Raw genomic sequence first — 22,713 nt, forward strand, 5'->3', positions numbered from 1 at the left:
GAATAGCCTTTTACCACGCCAATTTTTTATCTTTAATGTCAGCAATGTCACTGATGAAAAACTTATCTGTAGTCGTTGCCATCACGACAGGAAAGGTTGTGTAAGCGGTGGTAAAATCCATATAGCGCGAGCGCTCTGGTGTGATTGATGCCATTGAAAAAATATCACATTGTCTACTTTTGGCTTTTTGAATAGACTCTTGCCAGCTTTGAGTCGGTATCAGATGAATAGGTATGGGTAGTTGCTTAGCTAAAGAGGAGATGATATCGGCGGCAATGCCGACATGCTTGCCGTTTTGAATACTTTCAAATGGCATCCAGTCGGGGTCTACACAAAGGTTAATGAATTTTTTCTTTTGTAAGTACAGTTGCTGTTTTTCATTAAAGATTACAGTGTGGTTGTATTTTAAGAGCAGGTCGTCAAACAGAAAGGTGCCCAGTTCTTGGGTGGAGGGTAATAGGCCGCTATGGTGTAGTTGCTTTACTGCTCTAAGGCTTAAATCGGTATTAATGGCGCCTACTTCAAAAAAGTCTAATAGCATCATCTTTTTAGTGACAGCAACCTCATAAGTGAGTGCGTCGACAGTTTTTTCCTGGGAATATTTTTGGTAAATAGTGGCAATAGTTTCTCGTGGGTTTTTTAAGGCGTAGGCCCAACCTTGATTAGATGCATCGATAAACTTCTGCGTTCTTTCTGGGTGCTGTAATGCTTCAGTTTGTGATGTGAACAAATTAACGGCACTCATAAAGAAGCCATAATCGGCAGGGTCAATAATATTGTATTCAATCCCTTGTTTGTCGAGTTCAAATAACTGATTGGTTCTAAAGGCACTCATGGCATCAGTTTTGTGGTTAATAAAGTCTTCGATGTTAAAAGAGTGTTCAACTAGTTCTGCATTGTCTTTGGTTATAAAAAAATGGTCTAACATCAGTGCTAATGAGCTGTATTTAAGCTCATCTTTAGTACCCATAATTGTTTTACCTATCAGGTCCTTCGGTGTTTTTATCTCTTTAGAAGTGACAAATATAAGCGGCGACTGTTGGTAATAGGTCGCTAGTAAAATGATGGGTTGAAGCTCACCTTCGTGGATAATGACACTGGAGTTATGTATACCGTAATTATTTTCTTGAGAAAGCACTTTTTCAACGGTATCAAAGCCTGCTTGGTATTCTAGTAGCTCTACATCTAATCCTGCGTCTTGATAAAAACCTTTCTCTTTTGCCATGATGAAGCCGGCAAACTCAAATTGAAATTTCCAGTCTAGTTGTAAAGAAACTTTTTCCAGGGCAAACGCTTTAGTACTAATGATCAGCATTACTGCAAGAGTAATGAGAGGGAGTAAGAAAAGACGATGTTTAATGTCTAGTAAATGCAGAGTTCGCATCGATAATCATATCCCTATGTTATTTAGCATGTGGTTTTCTAACAGTGTTGAAAGAAAACGGCTTATGAGGTTTTAGCTAATTTAATATTAGCACAGGAAAAATTTACCTCCTTTTTATGTAGAAAGAGGGAGTCTGTAAGAGTATCAAACTGACTCTGAAGGTAGGGGGCGGGAATAAAGGTACCCTTGTGCAGAAAAGCAACCAAGCGACAGTAGAAGGTTCTTCTGGTCTTGTGTCTCAACACCCTCAGCAATAACCTCTAGGCCAAGTGCTTGCCCCAGTGCGATCACGGTTTGTACGATAGCTCTGTCTTTATGCGAGCCTGGAAGATGTTGAATGAAAGATCGATCAATTTTTAGTTTATCAATGGGCAACTGTTTTAGATAGTTCAGTGATGAATAACCTGTGCCGAAGTCATCAATGGCGATATGTATGCCCATGTTGCGTAAATGACTTAACACTCGGGTGGCTTCTAGCTCGTTGCCCATCAAGAATGACTCAGTTATTTCTATCTCAAGCTTATTGGCAGGGAACCCTGTTTCTGAGAGTGCCGTTTTTACTGACGAGAGAAAGTCACCTTTTTTCAGTTGCGGGACCGATACGTTGATAGCGATGTAATCAAATGACTTCCCTGATTCGAGTAATTGCTTTCCTTTTCGACAGGCTTCGAAAAGTACCCACTCACCCAGCGCTAAAATAATATTGCTCTCTTCTGCAATAGCAATAAATTTATCAGGCATCACTAGCCCTAAACTTGGATGCTGCCAGCGAATTAGTGCTTCGTAACCAACGAGTTTCTCATCGGCTAAGCGAATTTGAGGCTGATAGTAGAGCGTAAAGTCGTTTGCTTGTAATGATTGTCTCATCATTGCTTCAAAGCTTAAGCGCTCGAAAGCCAAGCTAGTCATCTCTTTTGAATAGTATTGGTAAGTGTTGCGCCCTTCTGCTTTTGCTTGAAACATGGCGGCATCAGCGTTGCTGATAAGCTCGTCATAGGTTTCATTGTTTTTAGAGGTGAGGCTAATACCGATACTCACTGAAATATAAACTTCTTGGTTAACAATGGTGAAGGGAAGAGAGAACTGGTTAATAATTTTTTCAGCCATTACCGCTGATTCTTTTACTTGGTGTATATCTTCCATAACAAAGACAAACTCATCTCCGCCCAGTCTTGCTAGCGTGTCATCTTTGCGAATACATTTTTGTAGTCTTTCTGTCACAGCGACTAATAACGTGTCGCCAGCGACGTGGCCGAGACTATCATTAATATTTTTAAAGTGATCAAGATCAAGAAACAAGACGGCAAACTGTCCGCCTGCACGCTGTAGGTGTTCCAGAAGATGTAAAACACGCGCTTCTAATAGAAGCTTGTTTGGCAACCCTGTTAGTGAGTCATAATGGGCTTGATGCTCTAAAGCTTGCTGAGACTCCTTAAGCGCTGAGACATCTGAAAAAACCGCTACATAGTTCTGTACATCGCCTTGTTTGTCGACAATGGCGGTAATTGTTAATAACTGCGGGTATACCTCACCATTTTTACGGCGGTTCCATACTTCGCCAGTCCATTTCCTGTTACGTCGGACTTCGGACCACATAGCATGATAAAAAGCAGCATTATGACGACCAGAGCGCAGAATGGCGGGCTTTTGGCCGAGTGCATCTTTTTCTGAATAACCCGTAATATTTTCGAATGCTTTATTGATAGAAATAATGCGCGTGAAAGCGTCAGTAATAATCACGCCTTCCAAGCTGTTTTCAAACACTACGGCAGATTGTTGTAAGCGTTCCTCTGCGTCAACTTGGAAGCTCTGATCATGTAGGGTGGCAATGACCATTTCCTGATTTTGAACAGTAAGCTGTGTTGCTGATACTTCAACAGGTATGCGCTGCCCCGAGCAAGAGACGCAATAGCCATGACCGCGATAGCTTGTATCTCCCTTAATAAAGGCCGCCTGCATATTATCAAATACAGTGTTTTTGAAAGGGCTTAGCTCAGTGATAATGACCTTGGACTTAAATTGTCTATCTTTAGGTCGCGTGTTCGTAGGCTGTTCTATGGGTGAGGAAAAACCGAACATCTGCGTTGCTTTTGGGTTTACTTCAAAAATACTCCAATCGTTTGGGTTCAAAACAAGAATTGCGTCGTTAGAATCTTCAAAGAATGTTTGGTACTTATGCTCGCTGTCTTCCAAAGCTTTGAGGGCTGCTTTACTTGCGGTTACATCTTTTTGAACACCTATAAAGTGCGTCAGTTCGCCAATATCATTATAGACAGGGGATATACTTATTCTTACCCAAAACAGTTGGCCATTCTTTTTATAGTTTCGTAGCTCGACTGAGCAAGAGTCACCTTTTTCTATTGCTTCTCTAATGGTATCTAAAGAGGGCTGGTCTCGGTCTTCGTTTTACATAAATCTCGAGTTTCTTCCCAGCAACTCCTCTTGAGAGTAGCCTGTCATCTCTTCAATTGCTGGGTTAGCATAAATAATGGGTAAGTCGCCCTGTGCTGAAGTAATAAGAATGCCATCTTCAGTAGAACGAACGGCGCGATCCTTTATCAGCAACTCATTTTCAATAAGGTTTTGTTGGGTAATATCAGTAATTACTGCAAGAAAGCCTGTTAAGCCCCCTTGTTGGTCATATTGATAAGACCAGTTAAGGCGTATATCAACTGGGCTTCCATTTTTATGAGCTTTGGTTGTTTCAATGGGAAAAGGGAACGGTTGTTCCGCTAGAACTTTGCTGAAGAGCGCTTTGGTTTTTTTTCGCTCTTTTGTATCGAACCCTAGGTCCCACACATATTTACCGATGAGCTCCCCTGCGTCATACCCGAGTATTTTATGATATGCAGGGTTGCTGAAAGTAATACGTCCATTAAGATCATGTTCTTGGATACCGTGAGGTAATGTATTCAGAATTGCTTGTAAATGCTGTTCAGTGGCTTTTCTTGTTTTAATATCTTGTGCTAAGCGTTCTTGTAAATATTGGCTCGTCATGGCTGAAGAGAAATAGGCTGTAAATTCTTGTAACAAACGTAGTTCTGATGAAGACGGTTGGCGTATTTCTTTACAGAAATGTACAGACAGAAAAGCTGGGTTTGTCCGTGGGATGCGAAGAGGCGCATTAAATAACGTTTTTATTTTCCACTGTTGATAAATGCTGTGTAGAGGCGAGGTGGGAGAGTCATGGTCAATGAATATACTCTGTTGTTCAATTGTTCTCTGCACCGCTTCTTTCATTGCTTCTGTAAAGGGTAGCTGGCTTGATTGGGCAAGTGCGCCAGGAAAGTTAGGAGAGCAACTTTCATAAAGAATGGTAGCAGATGAGAGCTCGGTGTCGTTCGCCAGTAATAGGCTTACGCGGTCTGCACAGAGCACTCTGCATAGGTCTGTAATAGACTCAGATAAAAGAGTATTGATGTCTGTGGCACTTAGCATACGAGCAGCAACATGCTCCAAAGCTTGGGCAAAGTGGCTCTCCTGAATCTCCTTTTCTGCAACGTCTAGCTGGTGGTTTAATTTGAGAACGGACTCTTGTAATAGTGCTATATAACGTGACTCAATGCCGCTTATTAACCCTTTTCGGGTAATTATACCGGCGGCAAAGCCGTGTTCATCTGTTACGAGTAGCCGGTGACAACCTTGGGCAATCATTTGTTCTCGAGCTTCACTTAATGGAGTGCCATAGCGAACATTAAAAACAGGTGTATTCATTACCGTTTGGGCAGTTGTGGTATCGAGATCTATCTTTTCATCGAGTAAGCGTACAATATCCTTTTCAGTCAGTATGCCTTGTACGTTCGTACGTGAACCGATAAGAAGGCAGTTAGCTTTGTTTTTTGAGAATAACCGGAATGTTTCTTTGAGACTGGCATTGGCAGGTACAAATTGAAGTTTGTGGTCAATGACATTATCGACATATTTTACCTCCATTAGATATTCAATACCCAGATGATGAATAAAGTCAGTCGGTGTGGCTATACCTATAGGCTGCTCTTCATTATTGACGACCACTAGGTGTCTAATGTCATGCTGAGTGAGCAAATGATAAGCTTCGTGGTATGGCATATCGGAGGGAGCAGAGATAACAGGGGATGTCATAATATCTGCGGCTAGTAGCGAACTGATATCTGTAGAGCTGGCTACATGGATAATATTACTTTCAGTGACTATTCCAACCAGTTTTTTTGATAAATCGAGCACAATAAGAGAGCTCAACCGCTGTTCTCTCATGATGCGGATAATGTCTGACGCGAAGGTATCGGTAGCTATTGATACTAACGAGCAAGAGCAAATAGATTGTAATGTGAGCCTGTGAAAGTTATCCATCCGGCCATTCAGTTTCCGTTCAGAAATAAAGCCCCATATACTATATTAACAACCTAATCGCATAGTTGATGAGAGTCAATAACTTAGTATTTAGCTAGGTTATTAGTGGTATCTACTTATATTATTTGAGATCACGCAGTATGGATTGCGTCACGGAAGAGAGTTGCAGTTGCTCGCTTTGCTCTTGTGGAAGAGGACGGCAAAGTTTTATGGCCTGTAAACCCGACCGTGCGGTGAACAAGCCCGCGCCTATCCCTTGTCCTGCTCTTGCCGAAATAGTGGAGGTTAACGAGCTTCCTAATATGTGTGAGCTAGCGTGTATAGTCATCTCACTCAAGCCAGCAAAAGCAATATTATGTAATACTTTCTTCAGTAAGCTCCACTGTGTGGTTGCTCCGGCAGAGATGCCATAAATATTTGTTATCTCACGTAGCATTTTAAGGTTCCGCCAACCGACTAGCCACATATCAAATGTAGCGTAGGGGCTTAGCGCTACCATGATGCCTGACTGTACACTGTAGCGGTGAACGCATTGGCGAGCAGCTTCGTCTTGCTCTTTTAGTGCATGTTGGGAAATATAGCTGATAATTTCGCCATCATTGTAGGCGGAATCTACTTGTCGAACGGCTTCTTTAAAGGGCTTATTAACCGGCGTATTTTCGTAATATGCGTCTAACTTCTTGAGTAAGGGCTGGGCTTGCCCGTGAGTTTTTTGTCCTCGCAATGCTTCTGCTTGAGCATGTAGCTCTTCGGTTTTTTTGAGTTGACGTAGTCCTTTAAAACCCTGCCATACCCAGAATAGACCACTGATAATGGTTACACCGGTTAGTGTACTAAAGGCGATACCCAGTGCCGGGTGTATAACAAATCCCCAGTTAATAAGGCGGTATATTTCACCAATAACACCTGCCGATAACAGTAGGGCAATGGATGTCATAAAGACAGTTGTCCAGCGGCTGCTTTTTTTATCTGTATGGAGCGGTTTGTCAGCCTGCAGAGTGCTGTTGTTGTCTTCTGTTACCACAGATACTGATTGCAGAGGAATCTCTTGCGCCTTGGGTGCTTCTTGTTCTTTGTCTGTGTGACTTTGCAGCTTGTCAGGGTCGATCAATACAGGCTCTTTCCATTCTGTTTGCTTGCTCATCAGAATATATCTCCTGTTAAGTACTCTAGTGCTTGGTCTAAACGAATATGGTGCGCAGGTTTTAAGTTAGTTTGTGGAAGCTTTTGAGGTGCAAAGTCAAGGAAGCGGAAACGGCTACTATTCCAATCGAGCTGAGTTGGTAGTTCAGTCGGTACTTCGCCAGGGAACAAGGCTATTGCTTCACCTGTTTGTTTGTTGATTCCTTTCAAGCAGGAAATGGTCTGTCCATCGAGCACTGCTTCAGCTGCTTCAGTTGAGCGGATAGATGCCAGTGCCATGCAACGGGTCTCTATGCCTTCAAAGCGAATATCGCGTTGAGCATCTTGGATAATTAGTTCAAGAAACTTGTCTAAATTATGGTGTTGGTTCGACGTTACATGATCCGCTTTAGAGGACGCAAACAGGACTTTATCAATACGCGGGCTGAAGAGGCGACGTAAGAAGCCTGACGGCCCATAGTTGAAGCTCTGGAGTATATCGGTGAGTGCTAGTTTCATGTCATCAAAGCAGGGCTTGCCATGATTCAATGCTTTGAGACAATCAACGAGAACGACTTGTCGGTCAAAACGTGAAAAGTGCTCGCGATAAAAGCGTTTAACAATGTCTTCACGATAGGTTTCATAGCGTTGTTCCAATAGCTGATACATTGATCCTTCGGGGACAGACTTTAGATCACTAGGAGGTTGCAGGACCGGAAATAACTGCAATAAGGGGCTAGATGCTAAGTCGCCGGGTAAAACGCAGCGCCCCGGTTGAATCAGGCTTAATGCGTTCTCATTATTGCGAAGTAGGTGTAAAAGCTTGGTGTATTCGTCACTCAAAACGGACAATAGCTGCTCATCAGCAGGAGCGCACCAGTCGATTGTGTTTTGTGCCGTTACCCAGTTTTTAGCCAGCGTTGCTCTAGGTTCAAGCAAGAATAGTTTTTGCTGCTTACTGCACCACTGCTCAAAGTTCAAGTGAAGTAACGGTAGGTCTAGTAGCCACTCTCCGGGGTAATCAATAATGTCGAGGTACAAGGTGGCTGTATCATTTACTAGGCGTTTCAGGCGGCTAGCGGGTTTGTATTTTATAGCGAGCTTTACTTCAGATAAGCCTGTTGTCGATTCTGGCCAGTTTGGCGGTTCCTGCCCTAATGCTTGAATTGATTGGGTTAAAGGAAAAGGACTATCTGATGAACGGCTGAGGTTTTTAACGCTGATAATTCGCTGTTCACTAGCGACTTCAAAAAAAGGTAAAGAACGGCTTTGGCTCGCTTCCAATAAGTGATGGACCAAGGAAGTAATAAAGACGGTCTTGCCACTACGACTAAGCCCTGTTACGGCAATTTTCACATGCTTGTCTAAGCCCTGGGTAGCAACTTCTTTAAGTTGATGTTGGATATCATCCAGTAGTTCTTCACCAATAAGGTTTTTTAATTTGGAGCCCAAACCCATGCTTTATATCCCCAATAATAACGATACTCTAGTGTGACAGAATAAAGCTGAATCAGTGCCAACAAAAGTACTGGTGATGAGTTTTTAAGGTGTCGGCTTAGCGCTCCTTTATATACTAAGGAGCAAGCCAATCAAAAGAATGTAGGGAAAAGCGATAGTAGGACGAGCTGCTTGGCATAAGTACTCTTTTATAAGTCCAACAAACCCTGAACGTTTCGCTAACCATTCTGAATTTAGCTGACAGGGCGGGACATTATGAAGCGAACTCGTATCTCGCAAAGCGGTTTCTATTTTAATTAGACGCTCAGAAATCCTTGCTTGAAAGGTTTTCCAGATGGCGTCTTGTAGCCATAAAATTGCCAGAATGATGACAATGTATAAATTAGTTTGAGCTATTAATAAAGCTGCACTAGCCGTAATCGCAATGGCTAATAGCTTGATATAAAGCGAGTGCTTTTCATAAGAGTCTGATTGGTTCTGTAGGGTATTCCACTCATTGACCAATGTATTAGATATATCCATATTGCTTTCCCTTTATGATTTTCATTACAAATAAAAAACGATGATTAATATTCTTTAACCCATTCCGCTTGATAAGGCGCTAAATCTTCGATATTGAATTTCTGTTGTAATGTTAGTAAATCATTCTGATTTTTAGTGAGGTCATCGAGTGTGATGGTGTTGTTGTCTAATTCAAAAACATGCCTAGAGGCACGGTAGCTGAAATCTAAAATTGCCATGGCTCGTGCATCGCCTGCGGCTGCAGCTTCCTTGATTTTTCGCTGCTTTCGATAGATACGGTTCAGCTCAGCTTTTACTTTACGCATATACACCGCTTCGTAAAGAAAGGGGTGTTGTTTGTAAGCAGTGAGTATTTTCGCTAGCAAAAGAGCAGCGATGATGACTCCCGCTATATTCCAATGTAGGTTTTCTCCTTCAGGGCCTCCCCAAAAATGGATGAGTAGGGAGGATACCGTTAAAGATACGGCGAGCATGAAAATGCAGATAGCAATAAATGTGATTTTTATATGCTTGTTGTAACGGGCTTTATCAATATCTTCCAACTGCATTGGTTTAGTAATTCCGGTTTATGTGTGAATGAAGTGGGCAGAAATAAAACAGGTAGCAATGTTATACAAGTATAAAGTAAAGCATTTATACACAGGTACTTATTTGATTATTTGTATTTATTGGCAGCGCATTATTGTGAATATAGCAAGCGATGTCCCGCTTTTGTGAAAGTGGCGAAGCATTGCAATTGTTAACGAAACAGGATTAAAGCAGTGTACGCTAGTACCTTCTAAGGCGTTTATTAACCTTAAAAGGTAGCATAGGAGTGAGCCTAGAACGCTTTGACTGTAGATTTAAGATCTAATATGAGTTCGCTTAAGTCTTTAGATGCGTCGGCAGTTTTACCCGCAGCAGCTAGGTTGTTAGAAGAAATATTCCTGATATTGTGAATATTACGATTGACCTCTTCTGACACTGCACTTTGTTCTTCTGAAGCTGCTGCTACTTGAGTGCTTCGATCAGAAATTTCTACCATGGCCATATTGGCTTTTTGGAAAGCATCTCCTGCTTCTTCAGCGCATTGAATATTGGTAGCCGCATGTCGGTGACAGCGCTCCATGGCTTGTGCAGTAAGGTCTACTTTGTCCTGGATAGATTCAACGGTTTGTCTTATTTCGCTCGTTGACTGTTGAGTGCGTTGTGCCAGTACGCGGACTTCATCTGCGACAACAGAAAAACCTCGGCCTTGCTCTCCTGCCCGTGCAGCCTCAATGGCAGCATTAAGTGCTAAGAGGTTGGTTTGGTCAGCAATGCCGTTAATAATGTTTACAACATCTTCAATTGAGATGGCTTCTTTCTTTAATTCTAAAGATGCATGGCTAGCGTTTTGTACATCTTCTACAAGTAGCTGGATACCAGATACCATTTCTTCCACTTTGCTTTTTCCAGTTTTAGCCAGTGCCGCTGTTTTTTTCGTGGCTTCTGATGTTTGCGCCGTATTTTTGGCAACTTCATGTGCGGTTGATGACATCTGGTTAGCGGCCGTTGCTAACATATCGCTTTCTTGGTCCTGTTGCTCAATACCTGATGTGGTTTGGTCGATAGACTCATTGGTATGCTGCATGACATCTGCCAGTGTGTTGATGCTGTCTTCTACTCGTCCTATCACTGTTCTTAAGCGGGCCCTCATCATTAATAGTGATAACTCCACCGCTCCAGACTCATTCATATTGTCTGTCATTACCCACTGGGCAAGCTTATTGTCATAAACTTCGTCGGCGAAGGAGGATGCTTTTCTGAAAGGCGTAGTGAACCAGGCAATGCTTATAACTAGCATTAATGCTAAAACTATAATCAGAGAATGTTGTAAAAGTGCTGCTATAGGTGCGAAGTGGGTGATGACTAATAGGGCTGCTAAGATACTTGTAATAATTGTGAGTTTGTTAGCCGTATTGGTGCGTTGTATTTTGATATTAGGATTGTTGTTGATTTTGGCATATACGCTTTCAGCGTGTGCTATTTTTTCATCTGTAGGGCGTGTGCGTACAGACTGATAGCCAATTTTTTTGCCGTTGATATCAAAAAGCGGCATAACGTAAGCTTGTACCCAATAATGCTCTTTGTTTTTACAAAGGTTCTTAACCATGCCCATCCAAGGTTGGTCATTTTTTAGGTGTGCCCATAGATCGGCAAAAGCAGCAGGTGGCATATCTGGATGTCTTACCATACTGTGAGGTTGACCGATTAGCTCTTCAGAAGAGTAGCCAGAAACTTCACAGAATTCGGGGTTGGCATAAATAATATGTCCACGTAAATCGGTTGTTGAAATTAACCTTACATCATTTGAAAATTTACGTTCAATGCTGGCCATTTTCTCTGCTTCCTTTAGAGATTTTTCTGGGTGTGCTGAGGTGCTTAAAGTTCAGAGTAATACTGCTATGTACGATAAGTACGATAAGTACGATAAGTACGATAAGTACGATAAGTACGATAAGTACGATAAGTACGATAAGTACGATAAGTACGATAAGTACGATAAGTACGATAAGTACGATAAGTACGATAAGTACGATAAGTACGATAAGTACGATAAGTACTATACGTGCAATGCTGCGGTGCAGCAATCATATATTCCGTTGCTTATGTATCTTGGCTGAACAATGCGCTTATTGTAGTCATTAATTATAGATTATGTATTAAATAACTAAAGATTAAGAAAATGAGCGCTAAACGCGCATGCTTTGAGCGGGTGAGGTTCCCCATGAACTTGGCTAAAGTCTACAGAAGAAAGGTTAAAAGCCGTTTGTCTTTAGCTATCCACTATTGCGCGGTATTTATATGTTAAGTCAGTTAGAGATAGTGGTTTATCAAAATAGTAGCCCTGAGCAATATGGCAGTGGTAATTGCTTAGTTTAGCGAGTTGTTCAGCGGTCTCAACACCTTCCGCTACCATCGTGAGTCGGTATGACTCACCAATAGCAATGATGGCTCTCACCAAATTATCGCTTTCACTATTAGTTAATAACTTATTCACAAATGAGCGGTCTATTTTTATTTCATTGATGGGTAAATTGCTTAAGTAGCTGAGTGATGAGTACCCTGTACCAAAGTCATCTAAAGATAGGTTGAAACCATGATCCCTTAACTGCTTCAATATTGGAGATACATAGGTTAAGTCTTCAATGAGAAGGTTCTCAGTTATTTCTAAAGTAATCAATTGATTATCTATATTGTGTTTTGACACAGTAGCAACGAGACTTTCCACGAATTGGGGTGCATTTAACTGCCGTGGAGAAAGATTCACAGAAAGAGCAATAGTGTGATCTTGATCGAGATTGAAATAGCTAATGTCTGCTAAGGATTGCTCTAATACGAACATGCCTATTTCATGAATGAGCCCCGTATCTTCGGCAATACCAATAAAGTCTACGGGGGAGATATGCCCTAGCTGCTCACTGTGCCAGCGCACGAGTGCCTCTACACCATGTATCTCACCACTTTGGATCATAATTTGTGGTTGGTAAACCACGCTGATTTCGTTTCTTTTCAATGCTAGCCGCAGTGCGGACTCTATTTTTAGGTCCTTATGTACTTGTTGGTTGATCTGGGGATTAAAAAACAGAACCCCTCCCTTTTGTCGTTCCTTAGACTTGTACAGTACGATATCGGATTTGCTAATCAGTTTTTCTGGGTCATCACCATCATCGGGGTACATAGTCACACCAATGCTACAACTGGAATGAATGACTTTTCCCGCAATAGAAAATGAGTTTCTAAAAATACTCTGAATGCGCTCTACTTTTTTCTCAGCTGCTCTTAAATCTTGTAACTCAGGAAAGCAAAAAATAAACTCATCACCACCAAATCGGGTAATACTGTCGCCTGTTTGTAAGATGCTTTCAAATTCATGACTAAGCGCTTGAAGTAATTTGTCGCCGATAGAATGCCCATAAAGGTCGTTGATTTTCTTGAAGTCATCAAGATCAACAAACATTAAAGCAAACTGAGTGTTGTTAAGTTTTGAACGTTCGATACCTTGTGTAATTCGTTCTTTCAATAATAGGCGGTTTGGCAATTGAGTAAGAGCGTCATGGTGGGCAACATAGTGAAGCTGATCTTTGGTGCGCTGCAATTCATCAATATTGCTGCTGATGTGTTGTTGAAACTTATCGAACCTTCTAGAAATACTGCGGCCTAAATAAACTAATACCAAAATTAGAATGAGTGTAGCTAAAAAACTGAGTAATAAGATTTTCTGTAGTTCATCCTTATTTTGGTCGCGAACAATGGCTTCTCGCTTCATTAAGTAGTTTTCGACTTCTTTAATATACACGCCAGTGCCAATAACCCAGTTCCAGTCTGTAATCCCTTTTACATAGCTAATTTTTTTAGCAGGCAGGCCTGTTGTGGGCATAACTGAACCAATGTATTGAACATAATCACCACCTTGCTGTGCTGTATTAATGATTTTCCTAACAAAGGGGAAGCCATTAGCCCCTCTTCCATCGAGGTTGTTTGTACCCACAAGTGACTTTTTGAAATGTGACAGGTAGTTACCTTGGTAATCAATCACAAAAACATAGCCATTATCGCCGTAGCGGATATTACTGATCCTTTTTAGTAGTCGTGCTTTGATATCATTTTCAACATCGACAAGGTATTCACCTGTACCTATGAACCAGTCATAAGGAGCAAAATACTTTCCAAAGCCTATTTTCTCGAATTGATGATTTTTATCTTGAGGCTTAACAAACCACCAATGATAAAAGCTTTCGCCATTGGTTTTAACTAACTCTCCCATCTCCCGGACGATATAACGGCCTCTTATATCTTTCAGGTCCCATTTTGATGTGCCTTCCATCTGAGGGAGTAGAGGGTGCATCACATTGATGCCATTAGTTTTATAGATAAAGAAGTAGCCACGGCCACCATTGAAGGAGATTCGGCGTAAGCTGTCAGTTATTAGTTGGGTTACTTCTGCTTCTGGTTTATCTTGATTTTGTTGATAAATGCTTTCAGTAATTGCATAAGCTTCATTAACACGTTGCTTAATGTCATTTTTAAGGGTGTTTTTAGTTTGGTTTTTCTCGAACTGGATATCTTGAAAAACTTGATCGATCTGGCTTTTAGCAACTGCTTTTTGAAGAGCCATAAAGTTATCGCGTAGCGAGGCGATATCACTTTTTGCTTTCGTATGATTGTTATAAATGATGATAGTACTAAGCAATATGATAAAAACCCCAACGACCAGAACTGGAGCCACTTTGATAAGACGGATAAGTTTCTGATCGGATATTATTTTCATCGTTCTAATAGGGTTCCAGCATCACTCAAAATTGTCTGCGCTACTAACACGCAAAAACGTATAACTAGCATGTAATAAAAAGCATCCGATGCTTCTTTGACTATAGACTAGGTTATAAGAATTCACATTGAGATAACTCGCACTATTTTTAGGTATTTGCAGGAATACCTATTCTTGAACAATAGGTTAGGTTTTATTAGGACGGTGTTGTGTATGCTCGGGTGCTTCGGGCTATTAGCGAGAGTGGGCTAGACTCTGCATATTAAAAAGCTGAGTCTAGCTGATTTTTTTATTTAAATTGAACATCCTTGACTATTACACACATTGGTGTTTTTCTTCGAGATAACCGTCGGTTGATTAGATTCACTTCTAGCCCAATTGAGAGCGGTTTGAAGTTCTTCCAAAGGAGCGTATCCAGCAGCGAGACTGTAGGCACGTTTTTGATGTTGATAAATAAGAGCAGGAAACCCTTGAACGCCCATTTTGTTAGCCAGAGCGTATTCATTGTGAGTTGCTTCAAGACTAGTAGGATCATTGAAAGATGCTATAAAGCTGCCTTTCTCAATACCCGATTGTTCAGCTATTGATGATAAGTTGTCAGTGATATTCGGGTTGATACCGTCAATAAACACAGCGCGTTGTAGGGCGTGGATAAATTGGCGCATGTGGGTTTCATCTGTGAGGGATTTGACTACCACCGATGCCCTTGCGCTAGGCTCTGTGTCGTATCGAAACCCCTGAGTCTCTAAAAGCGACCAAAAAGATTTACTAAACACTTGCCCCGTTTTGGCCGTTACATGTTGAGCTGCGTTTTTTAAGTATTCACGAAATTCTATATCAGTCACTCTTGCTCGTGAGTCAGGAAAAAGACCGCCGTTGATTGTGATACAGTTAAGCTCATCGGGTAGGTTGTTATAAAAAGAATCTAATGCAGGAGCCATTCCGTAGCACCAAAGGCAGAGCGGGTCTGTAACATATATCAGCTGAGATGGAGTCATGATTGCCTCTTAGTAAATAGCTTATGTGTTGGATAGGGAGTGAGTTAAAAACTGGTTTAAGAATATCTGCGTAGAGTTGTTTGAGCGTTTATAAAACTAACGCTAGGGAAGGTAATGAGATAACTGAATGAGCCAAAATTTTTTATATTGGCTCATCATAGCTAAATTCCTTCAATCATATTCTGGCAAAGGTTGGTTCATTTGCTTACCTATTCCTCTGGCCATCATCAACATGAATGCCAAGCCGCGACGAACTTCAGGGTCTTTGGCGGTTTTTAGAAGCGACCATAGAGTAGGAGGCTCCTCCATTTGTCGAACTTCATTTCCAGCCATACGCACGATGTTGCCAGCAGTCCAAGCACCACCAATGACCTCTTCATAGCTTTTGCAAAGCTTCTCAATCATATAGTCGTCGGTCATATCAACAACATCAGCGGTGACTGACATAAGGTCAACAATCCTGTTGAGCCGACGGCCTGCTAATAGAGGCTCTAGCTTTTGAATTAATTCCACCAATCCTTCCTGTGCGTCAGGGTTAGTAAGAAGGTTGTTAGTGTTAGTTATATCTTCGATATTTTCATTTTGGGTGTTCATTTTTTGTCTCCGTCAATCACTTAAACCAAACCGCGAGCTACAGACCAATAGACGCCTCTATTAAAGCTTTTGCGCATGAGTCCACCGAGTTTATTAGGAGGTGTTGGCTGAACGTCTGAAGAGTAGTCATACCAAAGTGGCATGCCATCTTCTAGGCCCATTTGTGCAATTGCGACCACTCGTCCATCGTATTGATCGCATAGTCGTCCTAAGCGGATATGTGAGGCAATGTTATTGACGATGACTGGTGATTGGCTATGACAAGAGCCGCCGGCTTTGCTGACGGGAAGGTCGACAGTATCACCCAGTACAAATACATTATTTAAACCATAAACTTCCATGGTTTCATGGTCTGTTGGTAGCCAGCCTTCATTATTTTGAGCTTGAGATACGCCTGAATTAATCACCGCATCAACGGCGCGGATAGGCGGAGTAGCCATCAAAATGTCGAAGTTTTCTTCTTTGCCTTCATGTGAGTATGCAATTTTCTTATCAGGGTCAACGTGAGATAGAGAAAAGCCGTGTTGATATTTAATATCACGCTGCTCAAAAATTGTGGGTAGAACCTCACATGTATCTTTTTGCATAAATAAGCAATTGCGTAGCAGCTGAGAGACGGTAGGATAAGTATAAACAATTTCTACTTTGTCTCTAACGCCTCTTTTACGTAATAAATCATCGAGCATTAATGTGGTCTCGATCGGCGCAATACCACATTGATGGGGTACATTAGGTGTCTGAGGAAAGTTAACAGTAACAAAAATTCGACCTTTTTTAATTGTTGTTAATTTCTCAGCTAAGGCTTTAGCAGGCGCATATTGGTAAAAGTGATCGCCAGCTTCTTTTAGCCCTTCGATTCTTTCTGGTGCGGGTAGACAACCTGTAGATATTACTAAGTAATCGTAATCGTAGAATTTTCCGCTGGAGCAGCGCACCCTGTTTGCATTGAACTCAAAAGATTCAACCTCGTCGACAATGAAGTTAATTTCGGGTCTTAACAGGCTCTGCTGTGGGCGACGCAATTCATCTTTAAAAAACTTATTAAAGGCAACGTACATAAATGCAGGTTTGTAGTAGTGCCATGGCGAGTTTGAAAGTAGAGAGACCTCAACTTTGTTTCTGCTTATCTCTGGGTAGAGTTTGCTTACAAGATGGTTAGCGGTCATGGTGCCGCCAATACCTCCTCCAATAACGAGAATGCGTTTTTTCATGCTGCGTACTCCATTTTATATTTTTTATTGATGGCAACGGTTGAATGTGAATACAACTAAAACAAAACGAACGTTCATTCTGTTTGGTGGATATAAAAAAGCACTCGAAAAGCGCTTTTTATACAAAACAGAACGAATATTCGTTTTTAATGTTATGTTAGAAAAAATTACGGGTCAAGCCCGCCCCAAGTGTTCACCCATAGATCATCTAACATGTCGGGAAGTGGCACTTCTATGACATTATCAAGGCGTAGACAGATCATTCTGATAGCACCACCATAAACAATCATGGCTGCTACAAGAGGGTCCATTTCACGAATTTCTTTGCTTTCAATACCTTGAAATACGAAGGATCTCATGCGCACAAAAGCGGAAGCTGAGCAAATAGACTTCTCATTTGGGAGAAACTCTTTGTGGCGAGCATGAATGATAAACTGCATCACCTCCGGCTCCTTTTCTGTTAAATCAAACAATGTTCGAATAATGGCATAGCTGCGTTCTTTCGCCGTTTGAAAAGAGGCTTCAATGTGGTCTATAAGTACATTCATGTGCTCAAGCAAGTGATTATATAAAGCCCTCGCGATGCCTTCTTTATCTTTAAAATGATGGTAAATGAAACCGATAGAAACTTGAGCGTGCTCCGCAATGTCGTGCACAGATGTTTTAAAAAAGCCTTTAGCGGTGAAGAGGTGTAAAGCGGTTGTGAGGGTTTGTGCGTTACGAAGCGGTAGTTCATTAAAGAAAACGGATTGTACAGGTGCGGTCATCGTTGTTCCATATACACTTTAAACGTAGCAATAATTGATAGTGCAAGATTGTAGCATGCTTTCCTTGTGTTGATCTGCTGTCCAATACCCACATATCATACAAAACGACTATGTTATGTGAGCATTAAAATAGCAAAATGAGTTAGATATATAATTAGAAATTGAATATTTTGTCTGAGCTGCTTATCAATGATGAGTCATGGCTGTTGATGATGACAAGCTTTCCTGCCCAGTGTTGATGTAGTTTGTTGAGTATGCGTGTTGCTCGTGGCTGGTCAATACCAGCCGTAGGCTCGTCTAATAATAATATACGGCTATCTTGGAGTAGCAATCGCGCAATACCGAGCCGCTTTAACTCCCCTCCCGATGGCATGCGCTCACCATGGCCAAGCCAGGTGTTGAGCCCGTCGGGCAACTGTTGTAGCCAATCATCTAGTTCTACCAGCGTAAGTGCTTTAATCAGGGCTTCATCAGTATGAGTCTGGTGCAAGCAGAGGTTGTATCGCACAGTACCACGTAAAAGGTCGATTTTTTGAGGCATGCTGTTGATTTGCTCAGCATGACTACCGTGAATATTTATATTTCCAGAGCTAGGTGTAAGGCGTCCTGTTAGCAAGTGCTGCAATGTTGTTTTTCCATGCCCGCTAGGCGCTGTTAACCAATACCAATGGGGAGCGGTTAGTGTGCCGCTGAGCTGCGAAATGACTGCTGGAGTTTGTTGAGGGTATTGATAGTTTAGATTAGAGAATTGTACTGAAATATTTTGTGTATCAATAAATTGCCTAGACCCATATTCACTCTCAGGTTGGGCGTGAGAGGGAGAAAGGTTATCAATTCTTTCTAGCGCGGCGTACCCCAGCCCAAAATTTGCCAATGCACTGGTGCCGTTTAAGATGATTTCTTGTGTGCCCAGCGTCAATAACAGCAACATAAATAGTTGGGAACCTTCAATTTGTGCTGCTGATAAAGCGAGCAGCCCTTGCCAGAGAACAACGAGCGTGAGTATGGCTAAAATGGCTTGATTGATTGAAAGTACGGCTTCTCGGGCAAGGCTGGTTTGTTTTTCGGTAGAGTCGGCAATACTTGCTTGATCCAGTAGCGCAGAGCCTGTTTTTTCAAGGCGCTGATGCAGGATGAGTAAGCGTAGGTTATTGAATATAGAGCTTGCGGTGCTCCATTGTAGGTTACGTTCTCGATGGAGTTTGTTTTGCGGTGCCAGTACTTTACGCAGGTATAGCCAAGGCATGAATAAGATTGAGGTGAGTACTAATGGCACTAACCAAATACCGCTATTAGGTAAAAAAACAGCCATGGCGAAAAGATACAGCAGACAACACAAGAGCATCACCAAGCCTGGAACGAGTGCTGACAAATACAGTGCCTCGGCATGTTTAATATCTTCTAATAAGCGACTGCTGGTTTCGTGGCTATTGAGTGGGTTTTCTTGCCAGTTTTGCTTGGCTATTGTTTTGAACAGTTCTGCTCTGAGCTTGGATATCACACGTAACGTCGCTTCATGAGTTGTGACTCGTTCGCCATAACGGCCCACGGTACGTGTTATCGATAAGCCCCTGACAATAGCGCCCGGAGCAAAGTAGTTAAAGCTGTGGGCTCCTGCGATACTCAACCCTGCCAATGCTGTGGCGCTAATAAACCAACCTGATACTGCCAGCAGTGCAATCCCTGCGATAGCGGTAATGGTTGCCAGTAATAGTCCAATAACGGCCATTGAACGTTGTTCCCACAATAAGCTGAAATAGCGTGCTACTAACCTAGGCATCAGTGGCTTCCTCTTTACTATGTAGGGTGATGACTTGCTGAAAAAATGCCGTATCACTGATGCGGTGGCTTGCCATGATTAGCATGCCTCCTTGCTGGGTAAATTGTTGCAGAGCTTTTAAAAACAGGTCGGCGGTATCGTCATCCAAGTTGGCTGTCGGCTCATCCAGTAAGAGCAGGTCTGGCTGGTGCAAAAATATACGTGCCAACGCAATACGCTGCGCCTGTCCTCCTGATAAGTAACCGCCGCTGTCACTGATCTGATAATCCAGCTGCTTAGGAAGCCCTCTTACCAGAGCACCAGCTTGTGCCGCCTCTAGAGCGTCAAATAACTGTTCATCAGTAAATGCTCTGCCCAGACAAAGGTTGTGACGAACGCTGTCAAACAACAATTCTGGTTGCTGTGCCATATAGCCTATTCTGCTTTGCCATGACGCATGATTAAAAACGTCGCTAGCCTGCTGATTTATGAGCAGTTGGCCTGCTGCTATCGGTAAAAAACCCGCTAACGTATCCAGCAAGGTGCTTTTTCCTATACCAGAAGGGCCGCGTAATAGAACACTTTGTCCGGGTGTTAGCGTTAGGTTAAGCGGTTTATTAAGGAGTTGGCCGTGTCGTGCTGCTTGTAAGTTGCGAAGCGTAATGATGTGGATTTGTATTGGTAAACTTTTATGGTGGCTGTCTGTAAGTGGATGTTTTGCAGGGGTATTGTTGTTAGACGGATTATTGCTAAATAAACGCAACAAGTGCTCAGCGACACTCATGGCATCGGCGCGGGCATGGTATAGTGTACCTAAGCGGCGAAGTGGTAAGTAAAATTCGGGCGCTAGCATCAGCAAAAATATACCGTGCCCAAGTGATATCTCGCCACTCCAAGTACCTATTTGATACTTCCCAAGAAACAATAACCCTAGATAGACTGCGACCAGAGCGACGCTAATAGCACTAAAGAACTCAAGTAACGTCCCTGATAAGAACGCTAATCGTAGCACTTGCATAGTAGAGCGTCGGTAAGACTCGGAATGCTCATAGACACTCTGTTGTTCGTGAGCTGTTGCCCTGGCTAGCTGCAGAGCGTTGAGCCCTTTTATGCGATCAGCAAGTAAGTTTCCTAGACGGTTGAGTTGTGTCAGGCTTCGTTGGCTGGCCTCTGCTGCTTTATGGCCGGCGATGATCATAAATAATGGAACCAATGGCGCTGTCAGTGCAAAAATGAGCGGCACTAGCCAGTTAATGCTGCTGCAAGCAATGATAATTAACAAAGGAGCCAGTACGGCGAGTCGTTGCTGCGGGAGAAACTCTGCAAAGTAGTCTCGAGTGCTATCAATTTCAGTACTGATTAAGCTGCTTAGCTCAGCAGCACTAAAGGCCGGAAATAAGTGAATGTGATGTTGTTGGCAATGTTTAAATGTAGCTGTGCGTAAGGCATTACGTATTTTTCCGCTGGCTTTATCGGCCAACCGAGATTGAACGAGTGGCAAAAGCGCTTTAATACTGAGTACTAATGTTAATAGCCACCACCAGTGAGTTTGCTGCCAAATGCTTTGTTGCAGGTAAACCGCACTATTAATGAGTAGCGCAATGATGGTGGCAAAAACAATAGTGCATAAAGTTTGGATCATGCCGATGCAGGTGAGCCAAAAGCTCTCGTGGTACGCGATCTTGCCAGCGTTACGCAATAGCGTTTTTGCATCAGGGCTGTCACATAAAAGTGCTGTGCTGTTCTTCATATAAAATGGCTCTTATGTAGATATTCTCTTCGTAGGATCGCTAATACAAGCTGATCAGCACGGCTACTTTGCAAGCTAGGGCAAGATTTCTGGTAGAACGTTATGTTTTTTGTCATTATCGTCATACATAAGACAAAATTGACGGGGCACGATTATGACCAATGCTAGCTGGTTGGAAACAATGCGCAATGTATTGGATAGCTATAACGACCCTGCGGTTTTGGTGGATGCTGATTACAACGTGGTGGCTACTAATAGCAACTATGATTTTCGCTTTGGTGAGCTGGATGGTCGTGGCCCTGCAAAATGTTATTACCTCTCGCATGGTTACCAGCGCCCTTGCGATTTGGAGGGTGAAACATGCCCAATGCAAGAAGCGCGCGATACCGGTAAGCGTGCCAGTGTGCTGCATATTCATAATACGCCTCAAGGAAAAGAGCATGTTGGGATAGAGACTATCCCGATTGTTGATGAAGAGCAGCGTGCTTACTTCATCGAAGTTATGAAACCGATTCTTGAGGTGAGTGCTGAGCCCATTGCCAATAAGATGATTGGGCGTAGTAAAGCTTTTAACGGGCTGGTTGATTTGATTCAGCGCGTGGGTAAAACCAACACTAATGTTCTTTTGATGGGCGCTTCGGGAACGGGTAAAGAGTTGGCTGCTCAAGCCATTCACTCGGCAAGTCCTCGAGCAAACAAGCCATTTGTCACTGTTGAGTGTTCTGGTTTGACAGACACTCTGTTTGAAAGTGAGCTGTTTGGTCATATGAAGGGTGCTTTTACAGGTGCTACGTACACACGAACAGGGCTGGTGAAGTCGGCTCATGGTGGCACCTTGTTTCTTGATGAGGTTGGAGATGTGCCTCTGCATCTTCAAGTTAAGCTGCTGCGCTTGATTGAAACTAAAACTTTTCGCCCAGTGGGGGACAGTAAGCCGACAGCCGCTGACTTCAGGCTGGTATGTGCCACGCATAAAGATTTGCTGGATATGGTTGAACAAGGCGAATTTCGTGAAGACCTTTATCACCGAATCAGTACTTTTCCTATTCGTTTGCCTGCACTGGCACAGCGAAAAGAAGACCTGCCATTGCTGGTAAAGAGCATTTTGTTGCGCATCGCTGAGAATCAACCTTTGAGTTTGACCGAAGCGGCGCAAGCGTTGCTTTCCCAGCAGGCGTTTAAGGGTAATATCCGGGAGCTGAAAAACATTCTTGAGCGTGCGGTTGTATTGCGTAATGATGATCAGATAGATGTGGATGTTATACAGCAAAGCTTGCACCTATTGCCGGTAAAAAATGTGACACGGCATGATGAAGTGGAGGCAACGTCAGAAAGCGCTTTTCAGCTTTTAGCTGAGAAGAAACTGAGCCTAGAGCAGTTAGAGCAAACATATTTACATACATTGTTACAAACATACCCGGATAAGGGGCTGGTGGCCGACATTGCCGGCTGTAGTTTGCGTACTTTGTATCGCAAATTGGAACCGTAAACGGGTAAGTGCCCGTTTACGGTTGTTTATGTACACG

General features: G+C 42.5%; 16 protein-coding genes and 1 pseudogene. 2 read left to right on the plus strand and 15 right to left on the minus strand.

Annotation, left to right across the window (positions count from 1 at the left end; all coding sequences use genetic code 11):
• Positions 1-10: 10 nt before the first annotated feature.
• The 8 genes and pseudogenes from G511_RS24605 to G511_RS0103115 form a co-directional block, all read right to left on the minus strand.
• Positions 11-1,384: an ABC transporter substrate-binding protein gene (locus tag G511_RS24605; protein ID WP_211224853.1), complete on the minus strand. Its 1,374-nt coding sequence runs from the start codon at positions 1,382-1,384 to the stop codon at positions 11-13.
• A 144-nt stretch (positions 1,385-1,528) separates the two neighbouring features.
• On the minus strand, positions 1,529-3,577 hold the full coding sequence (locus G511_RS24790) for a sensor domain-containing protein (RefSeq protein WP_051221478.1): 2,049 nt from the start codon (positions 3,575-3,577) through the stop codon (positions 1,529-1,531).
• Between the two features lie 15 nt (positions 3,578-3,592).
• Positions 3,593-5,713: pseudogene (locus G511_RS0103090) on the minus strand (PAS domain S-box protein); the annotation flags it as partial.
• Positions 5,714-5,834: 121 nt separating this feature from the next.
• Positions 5,835-6,857, minus strand: a complete 1,023-nt coding sequence (locus tag G511_RS23725; protein WP_051221480.1) for a TIGR01620 family protein — start codon at positions 6,855-6,857, stop codon at positions 5,835-5,837.
• Positions 6,857-8,293: a YcjX family GTP-binding protein gene (locus G511_RS0103100; RefSeq protein WP_051221483.1), complete on the minus strand. Its 1,437-nt coding sequence runs from the start codon at positions 8,291-8,293 to the stop codon at positions 6,857-6,859. The genes G511_RS23725 and G511_RS0103100 overlap by 1 nt, the downstream gene beginning before the upstream one ends.
• 108 nt (positions 8,294-8,401) lie before the next feature.
• Positions 8,402-8,815, minus strand: coding sequence for a hypothetical protein (locus tag G511_RS0103105; protein WP_028468329.1), 414 nt, complete (start codon positions 8,813-8,815; stop codon positions 8,402-8,404).
• Positions 8,816-8,859: 44 nt separating this feature from the next.
• The gene (locus tag G511_RS0103110) at positions 8,860-9,363 is read right to left on the minus strand and encodes a DUF3087 family protein (RefSeq protein WP_028468330.1); all 504 of its coding nucleotides are present in this window, start codon (positions 9,361-9,363) and stop codon (positions 8,860-8,862) included.
• 272 nt (positions 9,364-9,635) lie between these two features.
• On the minus strand, positions 9,636-11,174 hold the full coding sequence (locus G511_RS0103115; RefSeq protein ID WP_051221485.1) for a methyl-accepting chemotaxis protein: 1,539 nt from the start codon (positions 11,172-11,174) through the stop codon (positions 9,636-9,638).
• Between the two features lie 40 nt (positions 11,175-11,214).
• Between G511_RS0103115 and G511_RS24610 the strand changes: the two genes are divergently transcribed.
• On the plus strand, positions 11,215-11,460 hold the full coding sequence (locus tag G511_RS24610; RefSeq protein WP_211224854.1) for a hypothetical protein: 246 nt from the start codon (positions 11,215-11,217) through the stop codon (positions 11,458-11,460).
• A 152-nt stretch (positions 11,461-11,612) separates the two neighbouring features.
• Here G511_RS24610 and G511_RS0103125 read toward each other — a convergent pair whose 3' ends face one another.
• The 7 genes from G511_RS0103125 to cydD form a co-directional block, all read right to left on the minus strand.
• Complete coding sequence (locus G511_RS0103125; RefSeq protein ID WP_028468333.1) at positions 11,613-14,108, minus strand: bifunctional diguanylate cyclase/phosphodiesterase; 2,496 nt, start codon at positions 14,106-14,108, stop codon at positions 11,613-11,615.
• A gap of 293 nt (positions 14,109-14,401) precedes the next feature.
• Positions 14,402-15,106: a DsbA family protein gene (locus G511_RS0103130; RefSeq protein ID WP_028468334.1), complete on the minus strand. Its 705-nt coding sequence runs from the start codon at positions 15,104-15,106 to the stop codon at positions 14,402-14,404.
• Between the two features lie 171 nt (positions 15,107-15,277).
• The gene (locus G511_RS0103135) at positions 15,278-15,700 is read right to left on the minus strand and encodes a helical membrane plugin domain-containing protein (RefSeq protein WP_051221488.1); all 423 of its coding nucleotides are present in this window, start codon (positions 15,698-15,700) and stop codon (positions 15,278-15,280) included.
• A 20-nt stretch (positions 15,701-15,720) separates the two neighbouring features.
• Positions 15,721-16,911: an NAD(P)/FAD-dependent oxidoreductase gene (locus G511_RS0103140; RefSeq protein WP_028468336.1), complete on the minus strand. Its 1,191-nt coding sequence runs from the start codon at positions 16,909-16,911 to the stop codon at positions 15,721-15,723.
• A 167-nt stretch (positions 16,912-17,078) separates the two neighbouring features.
• Positions 17,079-17,678, minus strand: a complete 600-nt coding sequence (locus tag G511_RS21645; RefSeq protein ID WP_036551057.1) for a TetR/AcrR family transcriptional regulator — start codon at positions 17,676-17,678, stop codon at positions 17,079-17,081.
• Between the two features lie 154 nt (positions 17,679-17,832).
• Entirely contained in the window at positions 17,833-19,458 is a 1,626-nt protein-coding gene (locus G511_RS0103150) for an amino acid ABC transporter ATP-binding/permease protein (protein ID WP_028468337.1), read from the minus strand.
• A complete protein-coding gene (cydD, locus tag G511_RS21650; protein WP_051221491.1) occupies positions 19,451-21,187 on the minus strand; it encodes a thiol reductant ABC exporter subunit CydD in 1,737 nt (578 codons plus the stop codon). Before cydD ends, G511_RS0103150 begins: the two co-directional genes overlap by 8 nt.
• 154 nt (positions 21,188-21,341) lie before the next feature.
• Here cydD and G511_RS0103160 point away from each other — a divergent pair, with 154 nt between their 5' ends.
• Positions 21,342-22,676 (plus strand): sigma-54 interaction domain-containing protein, encoded by a 1,335-nt coding sequence (locus G511_RS0103160; protein ID WP_028468338.1) that lies wholly within the window; start codon positions 21,342-21,344, stop codon positions 22,674-22,676.
• Positions 22,677-22,713 lie beyond the last annotated feature (37 nt).

The sequence above is a fragment of the Neptunomonas japonica DSM 18939 genome, from assembly GCF_000422765.1.
GTDB lineage: Bacteria > Pseudomonadota > Gammaproteobacteria > Pseudomonadales > Balneatricaceae > Neptunomonas > Neptunomonas japonica.